The sequence below is a fragment of the Pseudomonas sp. P4_B4 genome (assembly GCF_056402255.1).
Genome location: NZ_JBFUHS010000010.1, coordinates 1 through 13,549 on the forward strand (window position 1 = coordinate 1; position 13,549 = coordinate 13,549).

13 protein-coding genes are annotated in these 13,549 nt (G+C 60.2%); 9 read left to right on the forward strand and 4 right to left on the reverse strand.

Annotation, left to right across the window (positions count from 1 at the left end):
* Positions 1-260: 260 nt before the first annotated feature.
* Positions 261-1,283 (reverse strand): protease SohB, encoded by a 1,023-nt coding sequence (gene sohB, locus AC1DVE_RS12900; protein ID WP_223456921.1) that lies wholly within the window; start codon positions 1,281-1,283, stop codon positions 261-263.
* Positions 1,284-1,484: 201 nt separating this feature from the next.
* On the opposite strand from sohB, the gene AC1DVE_RS12905 reads away from it, so the two are divergent.
* The 5 genes from AC1DVE_RS12905 to AC1DVE_RS12925 all read left to right on the forward strand — a co-directional run bounded on the left by AC1DVE_RS12905 (position 1,485) and on the right by AC1DVE_RS12925 (position 5,919).
* Positions 1,485-2,195: a histidine phosphatase family protein gene (locus AC1DVE_RS12905; protein WP_223456923.1), complete on the forward strand. Its 711-nt coding sequence runs from the start codon at positions 1,485-1,487 to the stop codon at positions 2,193-2,195.
* Between the two features lie 64 nt (positions 2,196-2,259).
* Entirely contained in the window at positions 2,260-2,574 is a 315-nt protein-coding gene (locus AC1DVE_RS12910; RefSeq protein WP_007976511.1) for an SCP2 sterol-binding domain-containing protein, read from the forward strand.
* 153 nt (positions 2,575-2,727) lie between these two features.
* Positions 2,728-3,591: a LysR family transcriptional regulator gene (locus AC1DVE_RS12915; RefSeq protein WP_223456925.1), complete on the forward strand. Its 864-nt coding sequence runs from the start codon at positions 2,728-2,730 to the stop codon at positions 3,589-3,591.
* Between the two features lie 106 nt (positions 3,592-3,697).
* Positions 3,698-4,843: a sterol desaturase/SRPBCC family protein gene (locus AC1DVE_RS12920; RefSeq protein ID WP_477783962.1), complete on the forward strand. Its 1,146-nt coding sequence runs from the start codon at positions 3,698-3,700 to the stop codon at positions 4,841-4,843.
* Complete coding sequence (locus AC1DVE_RS12925) at positions 4,840-5,919, forward strand: SMP-30/gluconolactonase/LRE family protein (RefSeq protein ID WP_477783963.1); 1,080 nt, start codon at positions 4,840-4,842, stop codon at positions 5,917-5,919. The genes AC1DVE_RS12920 and AC1DVE_RS12925 overlap by 4 nt, the downstream gene beginning before the upstream one ends.
* 273 nt (positions 5,920-6,192) lie before the next feature.
* On the opposite strand, the gene AC1DVE_RS12930 is transcribed toward AC1DVE_RS12925, so the two are convergent.
* The 3 genes from AC1DVE_RS12930 to AC1DVE_RS12940 form a co-directional block, all read right to left on the reverse strand.
* Positions 6,193-6,426, reverse strand: a complete 234-nt coding sequence (locus tag AC1DVE_RS12930; protein WP_046038510.1) for a DUF465 domain-containing protein — start codon at positions 6,424-6,426, stop codon at positions 6,193-6,195.
* A gap of 172 nt (positions 6,427-6,598) precedes the next feature.
* Positions 6,599-8,710 carry a hybrid sensor histidine kinase/response regulator gene (locus tag AC1DVE_RS12935; protein ID WP_223456931.1) on the reverse strand — a complete coding sequence of 704 codons (2,112 nt, stop codon included), beginning with the start codon at positions 8,708-8,710 and terminating at the stop codon, positions 6,599-6,601.
* Between the two features lie 130 nt (positions 8,711-8,840).
* A complete protein-coding gene (locus tag AC1DVE_RS12940; protein ID WP_150755745.1) occupies positions 8,841-9,530 on the reverse strand; it encodes a GntR family transcriptional regulator in 690 nt (229 codons plus the stop codon).
* A gap of 140 nt (positions 9,531-9,670) precedes the next feature.
* On the opposite strand from AC1DVE_RS12940, the gene AC1DVE_RS12945 reads away from it, so the two are divergent.
* The 4 genes from AC1DVE_RS12945 to AC1DVE_RS12960 are packed head-to-tail and all read left to right on the forward strand — an operon-like array spanning position 9,671 to position 13,527.
* Entirely contained in the window at positions 9,671-10,756 is a 1,086-nt protein-coding gene (locus AC1DVE_RS12945) for an ABC transporter ATP-binding protein (protein ID WP_223456937.1), read from the forward strand.
* Between the two features lies 1 nt (position 10,757).
* Complete coding sequence (locus tag AC1DVE_RS12950; RefSeq protein WP_223456939.1) at positions 10,758-11,675, forward strand: ABC transporter permease; 918 nt, start codon at positions 10,758-10,760, stop codon at positions 11,673-11,675.
* On the forward strand, positions 11,672-12,460 hold the full coding sequence (locus tag AC1DVE_RS12955) for an ABC transporter permease (RefSeq protein ID WP_007995935.1): 789 nt from the start codon (positions 11,672-11,674) through the stop codon (positions 12,458-12,460). Before AC1DVE_RS12950 ends, AC1DVE_RS12955 begins: the two co-directional genes overlap by 4 nt.
* Positions 12,461-12,477: 17 nt before the next feature.
* Complete coding sequence (locus AC1DVE_RS12960; RefSeq protein ID WP_223456941.1) at positions 12,478-13,527, forward strand: extracellular solute-binding protein; 1,050 nt, start codon at positions 12,478-12,480, stop codon at positions 13,525-13,527.
* Positions 13,528-13,549 lie beyond the last annotated feature (22 nt).

Below are 13,549 nucleotides of genomic sequence, written 5' to 3' on the forward strand. Positions count from 1 at the left end.
CTTGACCACAAGAGCTTCGCGATCTTTTGCTCGCTCGCCCTGATCGGCTTCGCCTTATATCCGGTTCTTGTCCATCGGCTCGCGGTTTCGATTCACGCTTCCTCCCCACACTCGGTCGCCCTCATGCAGTTGCGCTTCACTTCGTTCGCTGTGGTCAGCTTACGACGGGACTTTCACCCGCAAGATTGCGCCCATGCTGGGCGCACAAAAAAACCGGGGCAAATGCCCCGGCTGGATGTTTTATTGTATCTCCTGGCCCGTTACCAGAAGCGCTGCTGGGTCAAGCGGCTCCACCAGTTCAGCAGCACGCGATCGACCGAGCCGCTGGCGGCCATGCCGATGCGCTCCGGCAGGCTTTTGCGTTCGGCGTAATGCAAGTGATAGAGCTCGGACTTGTTGGCGCGCTCGGAGAGGTATTCATCACTGGTCTTGAGTTCGTCGACCAGTTGTTTGTCCAGCGCCGCGACACCAAGCCAGATTTCGCCGGTGGCCACTTCATCGATCGCCAGTTGCGGGCGATAGCGCGACACGAAGTTCTTGAACAGTTGATGGGTGATGTCCAGGTCTTGCTGGAACTTCTCCCGGCCCTTCTCGGTGTTTTCGCCAAACACGGTCAGGGTGCGCTTGTATTCACCGGCGGTCAGCACTTCGAAGTCGATGTCGTGCTTTTTCAGCAAGCGGTTGACGTTGGGCAACTGCGCCACCACGCCAATCGAGCCGAGGATCGCGAACGGTGCGCTGATGATCTTCTGTCCGATGCACGCCATCATGTAGCCACCGCTGGCCGCGACCTTGTCGATGCACACGGTCAAGGGCACGCCGGCCTCACGGATACGCGCCAGTTGCGAGGAAGCCAGGCCGTAGCTGTGTACCATGCCACCGCCGCTTTCCAGGCGTAGCACCACTTCGTCCTTCGGTGTGGCCAGGGTCAGCAAGGCGGTGATTTCGTGGCGCAGGCTTTCGGTGGCCGATGCCTTGATATCGCCATTAAAATCCAGCACGAACACCCGGGGCTTGGCCTCGGGTTTTTTCTTCTGTTTCTTGTCGGTTTTAGCCTGGGTCTTGCGCAGCGCCTTGAGCTGGTCCTTGTCGAGCAAGGTCTGCTCCAGGCGCTCGCGTAGCCCTTTGTAGAAATCATTGAGCTTGCTGACCTGCAACTGGCCGGACGACTTGCGCCGCCCCTTGCTGCGCAAGGCCGCAAAACTGGCCAGGACCACCAGAATGGCGATCACCAGGGTCACGGTCTTGGCCAGAAATATGGCGTACTCGGAAAAAAACTCCACAGGGACTCCTCAAACGATGCGCGGCTTGAACGCGCGCGGGATACCTCCAGCATACCCATGCGCCGACCTTGCGACCAGCCGTGAAAGCTCTGGCAACAGGCCTGTAACGGGCATTTCAAACAAGCGTATGTTTTTTCATTGACAGCACACCGCCATCCTCATAACCTCGCCAAACCTTCAACGTACCGGGAAGACGCGGACGTGGGCAGCATCTATTTGATTCGACATGGCCAGGCCTCCTTTGGTGCAGATGACTACGACGTCCTGTCGCCGACCGGCATTCGTCAGGCTGAAATCCTTGGCCGCCACCTGGCCGAACTCGGGATCAGCTTCGACCGCTGCCTGGCGGGAGACCTGCGCCGCCAGCAGCACACGGCCAACAGCGCGCTGGAGCAATTCGCCGCGGTGGGCCTGCCGGTGCCGCTGCTGGAAACCGACTGCGCCTTCAACGAGTTCGACGCCGATGCGGTGATCCGCGCGCTATTGCCGGCCATGCTGCCGGACGAACCCGAAGCCCTGAACATCCTGCGCAACGCCGCGCAAAACCGTGGTGAGTTCCAGCGTATCTTCGCCCTGATCATCGAACGCTGGCTGGCCGGCACCTATGACACACCGGGCCTGGAAAGCTGGCTGGGGTTTGTCGAGCGGGTGCAGGCCGGCTTGCATCGCATCCTCGACCAGGCCGACAACACCCAGAAAATCGCCGTGTTCACTTCCGGCGGTACCATCACCGCTCTGCTCCACCTGATTACGCAAATGCCTGCCCGGCAGGCCTTTGAATTGAACTGGCAAATCGTCAACACCTCGCTCAACCAGCTTAAGTTTCGTGGTCGCGAGGTGTCCCTGGCTTCCTTCAACGGTCATGCGCACCTGCAACTGTTGAAGGCCCCGGAACTCATCACGTTTCGCTGAGTCCGGACTATTGTGACCCTGGCTGTAATCACCCAGCTCTTATTACCCAAGAAAGGATCGAACCATGACCTCCGTAGCAGACGCCGTACAAGCAATGAAAGCCAAGTTCAACCCAGCCGCTGCTGCCGGTCTGGACCTGGTCTTCGGTTTCCGCATCGACGACACCAAGAACTTCTCGCTGATCGTCAAGAACAGCACCTGCGAACTGCAGGAAGGCGAGAACCCGGACGCCCAGGTGACCCTGGTGATGGACGGCGAAACCCTGGAAGGCATCGTCGACGGTTCGACTGACGGCATGCAAGCGTTCATGGGCGGCAAACTGCGCGCTGAAGGCGACATGATGCTGGCGATGAAACTGTCCGAGCTGTTCCCGTCGTAAGCACTTGGCTCCCGGCCTTCGGGAGCGTGCCTGCTGCAAACGAATCCCGCCCTTAGTGGCGGGATTCGTTGTTTTTGAATCCCGACCTGTGGCGAGTGGTACCAATGAGGTATCCGCTCTTACAATGCGAGCACTTACAACACCGGCCACCCCATGGACATCGACCTCGCCCGCACCTTCCTCGAAATCGTCCGCCATGGCAGCCTGGCTGCCGCCGCGGAAAAACTCCATGTCACCCAGACTGCGATCACCGCGCGGGTGCAAAAACTCGAGAGCCAGCTGGGCAGCACCCTGTTCGTGCGCAATCGTGCCGGCGCCCGCCTGACGCCCAACGGCGAAGCGTTTGTGGTGTACGCCAATCAACTGGTGCAAACCTGGGAAGCCGCGCGGCGTGATTTGCCGTTGCCCGAGGGTTTTCACGATGTGCTGCACATCGGTGGCGAGGTGAGCCTGTGCAACCCGCTGATGCTCGGCTGGGCCGGCGAAATCCGCAAAAACATCCCCAGCCACGCCCTGCGCATGGAAATCCGCGACGGCGAAAACCTGCTGCGCCAACTGGAGTTGGGCGTTCTGGATGCCGCGCTGGTGTATCAGCCCGAGTATTGGCCGCGCTTGCAGGTCGAACAGATTCTCGAAGAAAAGCTGATCCTCGTGCGCCTGGCCGGCAAGCCCGATCCTTATGTGTACATCGATTGGGGCGGCGAATTCCGACGCCAGCACGACGCAGCCCTGCCGGAAAAAGCCAAGGCCGCGCTGAGTTTCAATCTCGGCCCGCTGGGCTTGCAGTACCTTCTCGAAAACGGCGGCAGTGGCTACTTCCGCACCCGCGTCGTGCAGAGTTATCTGGAAAACGGCGCCCTGGAACGGGTGCCCAAGGCTCCGGAATTCAGCTATCCGACCTATCTGGTCTACTCGCGCGATCGTGACTCGCCGACACTGCAACGCGCCTTCGACCTGCTGCGCAAGGTCATCGACTCCGACGAAGACTGGTCGCAACGCTGGGATCCGCTGACCTGAGACCGGTTTGCACCGGATCATGGCCGTTGTGTCCTCAAGGTTCGGCCCGTCAAATCACCGGGATCGGCTAATCTGAAAGAGATAACAAAAACGACAGGTGATTGCAGTGAGGCAGACCACCGAAGGATTCCGCAGCCGTTACCGCGCCGACATTCATCCGCTCTACAACCCCTGGCTGCACGGCGCGTTTGTGCTGATGTTCGGGGCACTGGCGATCAGTGTCTTCTGGAGCAACGTACATCAGGTGCGGCCAGCAGAATGGCTGGCGGTGCCCGTCACGCTGCTGTTGTTCAACCTCGGCGTGTACATGGTGCATCGCCACCTGGGGCATCATAAAAAGAGCTTCGCCCGGCTGTTTTATGCCCGTCACGCAGTCGACCACCACAGCTTTTTCACCCCCGGCCACATGACCTACGACAGCGCCCGCGACTGGCGGGTGATCCTGTTTCCGGCGTGGCTGATCGTGCTGCACACCCTCGCCGTCGCCCTGCCCCTCTGGTGGCTGCTCAAGCATATCAATACCAACGTCGCCGGATTGGTCGGCGGCCTTCTTGTCCTCGGTTACCTGGCTTATGAAGTGTTTCATGCCTGCGAGCATCTGCCGTCGCGCAACCCGCTCACACGGCTGCCATGGATCCGCCAGATGCGCCGGCTGCACGAACTGCACCACCGCCGCGAACTGATGCAGGGGCGTAATTTCAACATCGTTTTCCCGCTGATGGACTACCTGTTCGGCACCCTGTATTGGGAACCGGAACCTGCGCCGCTCAACCCGACGAGAACGCCCATGACCCGCATGCAGCATCAGGTTGTCATTGCCGGAAACCCGGTCCAGGTACTTGCCTACGCCAGCACCGTGACTCTTTGGCCGCAATGGCATCCGTCGTCGCTACGCATCGATGGGCCAAAAGGTCCGTTGTATGCCGGCGCACGTTTCGAGGAGGACATCCGCGCCGGCGGGCGCGACGGGCACTTGAGATGGGTGGTGGCGGAGTACCTGCCCGGACGGCGCTGGAGCGCTGAGGCCCGGGGTGATCATGGCCTGTCGCTGGTGGTGACCTATGAATGCGATGCCACAGGCGAGGACACACGCTTCGTCCGCACCCTGGAGTATCAATTCAGCGGCCTGGCGATGCGGATTGCCAACCGGTTGCTGCTCAAGCGGCGCATCGATCGGGAATCCGCGGCGTCGATGCTGACTTTGCGCGACATGGCGCAGAAGTATCTGGCGGCGACGGGGGTCGGCGCGTGAGCAGAACCTCCAAATGTCTGTTGCTGGCCATCGTCGCCGTCGGCGCCTTCCTGCTACTGATGCCGACCAAGGTGCGACCGGTGGCCTGGACACCACAACCTGCGCCGTCCCTCACCAGCGGAATCTACGCCGACAATCAGCGGCTCAAGGAGGTGGAACGCGTCGGTGCCGCCAACATCGACGGACCCGAAGCCTTGTTGCTGGAAAACGACACGCTCATCACCGGCCTGCACGACGGTCGCCTGATCCGCACGAGCCTGGACGGCAAGACCACCAAAGTTCTGGCCGTTACCGGTGGCCGGCCACTGGGCCTGGCCCGGCATCCCAATGGCCTGCTGGTGATCGCCGATGCCGTCAAAGGCTTGTTGTCCCTCGACGCCCAGGGGCGTCTGGTGGCCTTGACCACAGAGGCCGGCGGCGTTCCCTTCGGTTTTATCGACGATGTGGCCATCGACAAACCCGGTCACTACGCTTATTTCAGCGATGCTTCGAGCCGCTTCGGCTATGGCCACGACGGTGAGGCCGTGCTCGAACACGGCGGCGACGGTCGACTGCTGAGCTACGACTTCCAGACCGGCAAAACCTCCGTTGTGCTGGACAAGCTGGAGTTTGCCAACGGCGTGACCCTGGGACCGGACGATGCCTATGTACTGGTCAATGAAACCGGCGCCTACCGCATCAGCCGTTATTGGCTCAGCGGTCCGAAGGCCGGCACCCATGACCTGTTCATCGACAACCTGCCGGGGCTGCCGGACAACCTGTCGTTCAATGGCCGAGACCGCTTCTGGGTGGCACTGTATGCCCCCCGAAACGCCTTGCTCGATGGTACGGCGGCACATCCATTGGTGCGCAAGATGATCGTGCGGGCCATGACTGTCTTGCCCAAACCCGTGGAAAATCGCGGGTTTGCCCTGGGTCTGGACCTTGAGGGCAAAGTGATCGCCAACCTGCAGGACGGCAGCAGCGACAACTACTCACCGATCACCACGGTGCGCGAGTATGGGGACTGGTTGTATTTCGGTTCGCTGAAAGCACAGAACATGGTGCGATTGCCGTTGAGCAAGGCATTGCAATGAGCGGCACCACTATCTGAATACACTGAAGACCCAATGTGGGAGCGAGCCTGCTCGCGATGACTGAGGCACATTCAACAACACTGGTGACTGACCCTCCGCTATCGCGAGCAGGCTCGCTCCCACAGGGACAGCGTTCAGTTCACTGGGATATTCGGGCTGGGTCATGAGGCACCTCGTTGAGAGCCGTAACATCGGTCTCTGAGCATTCGAGGTGCCGGTTCTGGTTGCCGTTCCAACTTTCCGGCCACCGGTCGTCGGTGGCAGCACGCTGGGTCAGGATGTCGAGCCCAGTTGCTTGACGATCTTGTCCTTGACCAGCAGGCGAGCCTCCTTGAGTTTCCTTACGGTGTCATCGTTGGACTTGGCCTCCTCTGCTTTCACCACTTCGGCATCCGCCTGGGAATACTTGTTAAGCAGTGAATCCAGTAACGGATCCTTGGTGCGTTTCTGCTGGACTTCTTCCTTTGAGCGTTTCAGATCCTGATAAAGGTCATGGGGCACCGGCATGGAACACCTCCGTTTGTTGATCGGCAGCGAAACGCGATCAATTGCGTTCACCAACTATCAGAATGGCCTCGGTTAGCCCGTTCTGTCGACCATCTGTCAGACCAGCGGTGTCCGTTCGTCGTCCTATCTCAAATGCGATAAAACCTTGCCTTTACCGGCGCCTCCGCCGGTTTCAGCCGTTAAGCACCGTGCGCACCATTTGCCTGAGTGCTTCGGGATTGTAGGGTTTGCTCAGCAGGTGGGTGTCGGGGCTGAGTTGGTGATTGCGCGAGATGATGTCGCGGGTATGTCCCGAGGTAAACAGTACGGCCACCGGTGGTTCTTGCACTTTCGCCCAGGCCGCCAGGTCCGAACTCTTGATCAGGCCGGGCATGACCACGTCGGTGAATATCAGGTCCACCGCCAGCCCTTCCAGCAACATTTGCATGGCGACGTCACCGTTGGTGGCCGTGAGGATCTGATAACCCTCTTCGCGCAACAACTCCACCGCCGATACCCGCACCGCCTCATTATCTTCCACCACGAGGATGCGCTCGTGGCCACCCCGTTGCGGCACTTCAGGGTTCGGTGTTTCGCTGGGTGCCGAGCGCAAGGTGCGCGGGAAATACAGCTGCACCCGGGTGCCCTGCCCGACGTCGCTGACAATTTCGATATGACCGCCACTCTGTTTGACGAAACCAAACACCATACTCAAGCCCAATCCGGTGCCCTGGCCATCGGCCTTGGTGGTGAAGAATGGCTCGAACGCCTGGGCCAGCACCTGCGGCGGCATGCCGACGCCGGTGTCCGCCACGGACACCCGTACATAGTCCCCGGCGGCAATGCCCTTGCCGGCGCAAAATTGGCGACCCAGGACGATGTTGTCCGCGCAAAGATCAATGGTCCCCTCACCCTGCATGGCGTCCCGGGCATTGATCGCCAGGTTGAGAATGGCGTTTTCCAGTTGATTGCGATCGACAAACACATTCCAGGAATCCTCAGGCGCTGCCATGTGCACTTGAAGGGTTTCCCCCAAGGCACGTTGCAACAGCTCCGCCAGGCCATCGAAAATCTGCCGCAACGTGAAGACCGCGGGCGACAACGGTTGGCGACGGGCGAATGCAAGCAATTGCGAGGACAGCTTGGCACCGCGCTCGACCGCGGCAATCGACGCCGATACCCGGCGCTGCACATTCGGGTTATTCGGCTCATGGCGTGCCAACAGGTGCAGGTTGCCAGCGATCACTTGCAACAGGTTGTTGAAGTCATGGGCCACACCGCCAGTGAGGCCACCGATGGCTTCGAGTTTCTGTGACTGGCGCAGTTGCTCTTCCGCCGCCAGCCGCGCCTCGACCTCATCGGCCACCCGCTGCTCCAGGTTACGGGTGAACTTGAGCAGGGATTCTTCGGCGGTCTTGCGTTCGTGAATATCGATCAGCACGCCGGGGAAACGAAATGCCTCCCCTTGCTCATCGAATTCGCAGCAACCGCTGGCGAGCACCCAGAAGTAACTGCCGTCGGGACGCTGGATCCGGTACTCGACGTTGTAGGGTTCGCCAGTCTCGACCGACAGCGTGACCCGTTCCTGGACCCAGCTACGGTCGTCCGGATGGATCCGCCCTTCGACGATCTCTTGAGACAGGTTGCCCAAGTCTTGCCCGGGTGGATAAGAGAACGTGCGAGCGAATCGCTCATCACCCGACAGCACGTTGGTCTTGATGTCCCAGACAAAGGAGCCGAGCAAGGCACCGGCGTTCAATGCCAGGCGTACCCGTTCGTTATCCGCACGATAAGCGTCTTCAGCCACTTGTCGGCGTTGCTCGGATATCACCCGTTCCGTGGTTTCCACCACCATGGACATGACCCCGGCCGGACGTCCGTCATCGTCAGCCACCGGGCTGTAGTAGAGGTCCATCCAGACATCTTCCGGAACCCCATCACGCAGCAGCACCAGTTCTTTGTTGCGATAGGACAAGGTGCTGCCCGCCAGGCAGGTGTCGACTACGTGGCGATTGAATTCGGCGACTTCTGGCCAACCCAGCTCCACTGTAGAACCCAGCAGGTACGGATGACGCCCACCAGCAAACTTCGAGTAGGCGTCGTTGTAAATCATGTACCCGGACTGCCCCCAGAGCATCACCATCGGCAGCGGGGACGCGAGCATCAACTGCACCGCGCTGCTCAGGCTCTTGGACCATGAATCGAGCGGGCCAAGCTCGGTCAGGCTCCAGTCGAACGCACGAATGCGCCCGGCCATTTCGCCGTTCCACCCGGAGCACCCGTGGCTATCCTCTAGAAACTGCATGGCTTGGCTCTATCCCGGTAAGTTGCACCCGTTTGTTTCGAGCATCCTGCACACTATTCGCTTCATAGAGGTATAGCTGATTCTGAGGCTTCCTTGTCGAGCAGGGAATCAGTGGCCAGGAAACTGCAACCTACACCTCAATCAAGTGCTTGAGCGGGTTGTAACTGCTTTTCAGCGTGGCCGCGACATCCAGAATGGCCTTCTCGATACCATTCAAATGCATGCAGGTCAGCTCTATGGCCGCGCTCTGGTTCCCCGCTTCGATGTACTCGATCAGCCGCAGGTGTTCGTCGTCGCGGCAGACCTCGTGGCTGTCGTCATCCAGCGCGGCGGCATACAGCGATGCCCGGGAAATCAGCTTCTGGAACCAGTCGAGCAGCACCGGGTTGTTCAGGCTGCGGGCCAGTTTGATGTGGAACTCGCCGAGCAGATGGATCAGCCGTTCGTGATCACCGCTCTGATGCGCTTCATCTTCCAGCAGCAAGTGATCGCGCAGATCCTGGGTCACCGCGGTATCACGCCGACGACACAGCTCGCTGACGATACCGATCTCGATCAATCGCCGGGTTTCGAACAGCGAACGGATCTCTTCGTCACTCGGCAACGACACCGACGCACCTTTATTGGGCTCGGTGGTGACCAGTCCGTCGGCCTCCAATTGCTTGAGCGCGGCCCGAACGGACGTGCGGCTGACATTAAACAGCTCGGCCAAAGAGGCTTCGCCAAGCTTCATGCCCGGACGCAACGAGCGTTTGCTGATCGCTTCGTAAACCCCTTGGTAGACGCGGTCGACCGTGGTTTCCAGTTTCTTTTCCGTCATTCATCAACTCCTTGCGCCCTGTGCAACCGACCCTGGCGAATGAACAGCCATTGAAAAAGGGGCTTGCACGGGCAGATTAATCCGGGTATTTCTAAATTGCATCCAGATTTTGCATACAATAATTATAGGAATGCACCATTATGGGTCATCCAGTTGCAATTGAAGTGCGAAACGTCTCAAAACGATATTCAGACGATCCAGGGCTTGCTCCAGCCCTCGACAATGTTTCTGTCGACATTGCCGACAACGAATTCTTCACCCTGCTCGGCCCCTCCGGCTGCGGCAAAACCACCCTGCTGCGCACCATCGCCGGCTTCGAGCATGTCAGCGACGGTGAGATCCGCCTTGCGGGCGAGCCGGTCAACGATTTGCCGCCGTTCAAGCGTCGGGTCAACACGGTGTTCCAGAGTTACGCGCTGTTTCCGCACATGAGTGTTGCGCAGAATATCGCCTTCGGCCTCGAGATGCAGGGCCTTGATCGCAAACTGATCCCCCAGCGCGTCAATGAGATGCTCGCGCTGGTGCAAATGCAGCACCTGGCCAAGCGCAAACCGGCCGAACTGTCCGGCGGCCAACAGCAACGGGTGGCTCTGGCCCGGGCCCTGGCGCCGAAACCCAAAGTGCTGTTGCTGGACGAACCGCTGTCGGCCCTGGACCTCAAACTGCGCAAGGAAATGCAGGTCGAACTCAAGCGCGTGCAGAAAGAAGCCGGGATCACCTTCATTTTTGTCACCCATGATCAGGAAGAAGCCCTGACCCTGTCCGATCGCATTGCCGTGATGTCCGCCGGCAAGATCCTGCAAATCGGCACCCCCAATGAAATCTACGAGCGTCCGCAACACCAGTTCGTTGCGCAGTTCATCGGCGACATCAACTTCCTCCCCGGCCACCTCAAGCGCGGCCAGCAGAACGAAAAGCTCTTCGTGCCCAACGGCATGCCCGTGGAAATCCCCTGCCCGGCCCAGGGCTTTGACGGCAGCAAGGTGCAACTGGCGTTCCGCCCCGAGCGCTCGCAACTGGTCGAACCGACGCAGCCGCATCACCTGCGCGGCGTGATCGAGGCCGTGCTGTATGTCGGCACGGCCACGCTCTATCAATGCCGCCTGAACAACGACATCAAGGTCATGCTGCGCGAGAACAACGAAGGCCTGAACCACGGGCGGGTGGTGGGTGATCGCGTCGCGGTCAACCTGCCGCCCCACGCCTGCCTGTTGATGGAGGCCTGAGATGAGCGTCAGCAGCACGTCCCCAGCCCTCAACCGCGCGCTGTTGCTCAGCCCGGTGGTCCTGACCCTGCTGGCCCTGATCGCCATTCCGCTGGGCATCATGGGCTACATCAGCCTGCTGCCGCGCAACGTCTATGGCGGCGTCGACTGGCAGGCCAACTGGCAATTGCAAAGTTACGTGCAGCTGTTTTTCCAGGAAGGTTTCGACGGTGAACTGGAACTGAACTGGGTCTACGCCCAGGCACTGATCCGCTCGGTGTTCCAGGCCGGTGGCACCACGGTCCTGTGTTTCCTGTTCGGCTTTCCGGTGGCGTTGTGGATGTCGAGCCTGACACCTCGTCGGCGCAACCTGATGGTATTGCTGATCACCATCCCGTTCTGGACCAACTTGCTGATCCGCAACTACGCGTGGCTGATCATCCTGCGTGAACACGGCTGGGTCGCCCAGAGCCTCAACGCGCTGTTCCCGCAAGCCGGTGGCATCACCCTGCTCTATAACGACTTCGCGGTCAGCGTTGGCCTGGTCTACAGCTTCCTGCCGTTCATGATCCTGCCGATCTATTCGACCCTGGAAAAACTCGACTGGCGCCTGGTGGAAGCCGCCTACGACCTGGGCGCCAACCGTTGGCATGCACTACGGCGGATCATCCTGCCGCTGTCGATGCCGGGGGTGATTGCCGGTGCCTTGCTGGTGTTCGTGCCAAGCCTGGGCGCCTTCATTACCCCGGCGATCCTCGGGGGCGGCAAGACGCTGATGATCGGCAACCTGATCCAGCAGCAGTTCGGCACCGCGCGCAACTGGCCGCTGGGCAGTTCGCTGTCGTTCCTGTTGCTGGGGATCATGTTGCTGTCCCTGGTGCTCTACGCCCTCTATAGCCGCAATGCCGCCAAGACCCAACGCCCAGGAGCCCAAGAATGATCGCCCTGCACCTGAAGAAACTGCCCCTGACCCGTGAAGTCAGCCTGTTGATGCTGGCCTATCTGTACCTGCCGATTTTCGTGCTGATCGCCTACAGCTTCAACGCCAACCGCTCGGCGACGGTGTGGACCGAGTTCTCGTTCGCCTGGTACGGACGAATCCTGGCCAACCCGTCGATCCAGACCGCAGCGCTGAACTCGATCATCGTCGCCAGCATCGCCACGGTCTGCGCCACCGCGATTGCCCTGCTCGCGGCGCTGGCGACGTACCGGCCGTTCTACGGGCAGAAAATGGTCGAGGGCGGGATCAACCTGCCGTTGATCCTGCCGGAGATCGTCACCGCCGTGGCCACCCTGCTGTTGTTCATGGCACTGGGGATCAAGCTCGGTCTGCTGACGGTGATCGTTGCCCACATCGGTTTCTGCATTCCCTTCGCTTACCTGCCGATTCGAGCGCGGCTCAATGACCTGGACAAGAGCCTGCTGGAAGCGGCGAACGACCTGTACGCCAACCCGTGGCAGGTGTTTCGCCGGGTGACCTTGCCGCTGCTGTGGCCTGCGGTGCTGTCCGGTTCGGTGCTGGCGTTCGTGGTCAGCCTCGACGACTTCATCATGACCTTCTTCGTCGCCGGTCCCGGCTCGACAACCCTGCCGGTGTACATCTTCTCGGCGATCAAGGCCGGTGTGACGCCGGAGATCAACGCGATTTCAACGCTGATGCTGGTGATTTCCATCGTGCTGGTGGTGCTGGCCTTCTGGCTGGGACAGCGCGGCAAACAACAATGAGCGTGGAGACTTCTTTTATGAAAAAAAGCATGCGTTTCGCCGTTGCCGGCCTGGCCTTGAGTTGCTTCACAGCGTTCGGCTCCCAGGCCGCCGAGCCCAAGGAACTGTTCTTCTACAACTGGACCGACTACTACCCGGTCGAGCTGCTGGCCAAGTTCGAAAAGGAGACCGGCATCAAGGTCACCATGGACGGCTACGACAGCAACGAAACCCTGCTGGCCAAGTTGCAGGCCGGCGGTGCGGCGTATGACGTGATCGTGCCGTCGCAATCGATCATGCGCACCCTGATCAACCAGGACCTGCTGCTGGAAATCGACGCCTCGGCCCTGCCCAACTTCCAGTACGTCAAACCGGCGTTCCGCGACCCGAGCTTCGACCCGGGCCGCAAGTTCTCGGCACCGTACCTGTGGGGCACTACCGGGTTCTCCTATGACAGCGCCCGAGTGCCCGGCGGCAAGCTCGACGACTCGTGGAAAGAGTTCTTCGAACCGCGCAAGGAGCTGCAAGGCCAGCTCGCCGCCCTCGACACCTCCAGCAGCGTGATCAACGCCGCCAGCCACTACCTGAATGTCGACGAGTGCAGCGAAAACCCGCAGGACGCCAAGCGCATCCTCGAACTGCTGCAAAAACAGAAACCCTTCCTGAAGATGTACAGCTCGGACAACACCGTCGACCGCATGGCCTCCGGTGAAGTGATCATGATGCAGAACTGGAACGGTTCTACAGCGCGGGCCACCTTGCAGAAGAGCACCATCAAGTACGTGTATCCGAAGGAAGGCCTGGCGATGTTCCAGGACAACTTCGCCGTACCGAAAAGCGCGCCACACCCCGGCAACGCGAAGATCTTCATCGACTGGATGATGAAACCGGAAAACGCCGCCGCCGTGTCCAACGCCATCGCCTACGACAACGGCATCCAGAGCGACAAGCTGATCGACGCCAAATGGCGGGTGATGGACGCCATCAACATGCCCGACGAATTCGCCTCGCGCCTGCGCCCGGAAAAGGAATGCAGCAACAAGGCGCGGGAGCTGCAGGACCGCATTTGGGCCAAGCTCAAGGGCTGATTGCCTGACTTGAAACCGAGTC

Coding starts and splice junctions, on each gene's coding strand:
- AC1DVE_RS12940 (WP_150755745.1), bottom strand. CDS start 9,530: ATGACGGAAAAGAAACTGGAAACCACGGTCGACCGCGTCTACCAAGGG.
- AC1DVE_RS12930 (WP_046038510.1), bottom strand. CDS start 6,426: ATGCCGGTGCCCCATGACCTTTATCAGGATCTGAAACGCTCAAAGGAA.
- AC1DVE_RS12935 (WP_223456931.1), bottom strand. CDS start 8,710: ATGCAGTTTCTAGAGGATAGCCACGGGTGCTCCGGGTGGAACGGCGAA.
- AC1DVE_RS12910 (WP_007976511.1), top strand. CDS start 2,260: ATGACCTCCGTAGCAGACGCCGTACAAGCAATGAAAGCCAAGTTCAAC.
- AC1DVE_RS12915 (WP_223456925.1), top strand. CDS start 2,728: ATGGACATCGACCTCGCCCGCACCTTCCTCGAAATCGTCCGCCATGGC.
- AC1DVE_RS12945 (WP_223456937.1), top strand. CDS start 9,671: ATGGGTCATCCAGTTGCAATTGAAGTGCGAAACGTCTCAAAACGATAT.
- AC1DVE_RS12955 (WP_007995935.1), top strand. CDS start 11,672: ATGATCGCCCTGCACCTGAAGAAACTGCCCCTGACCCGTGAAGTCAGC.
- AC1DVE_RS12960 (WP_223456941.1), top strand. CDS start 12,478: ATGAAAAAAAGCATGCGTTTCGCCGTTGCCGGCCTGGCCTTGAGTTGC.
- AC1DVE_RS12950 (WP_223456939.1), top strand. CDS start 10,758: ATGAGCGTCAGCAGCACGTCCCCAGCCCTCAACCGCGCGCTGTTGCTC.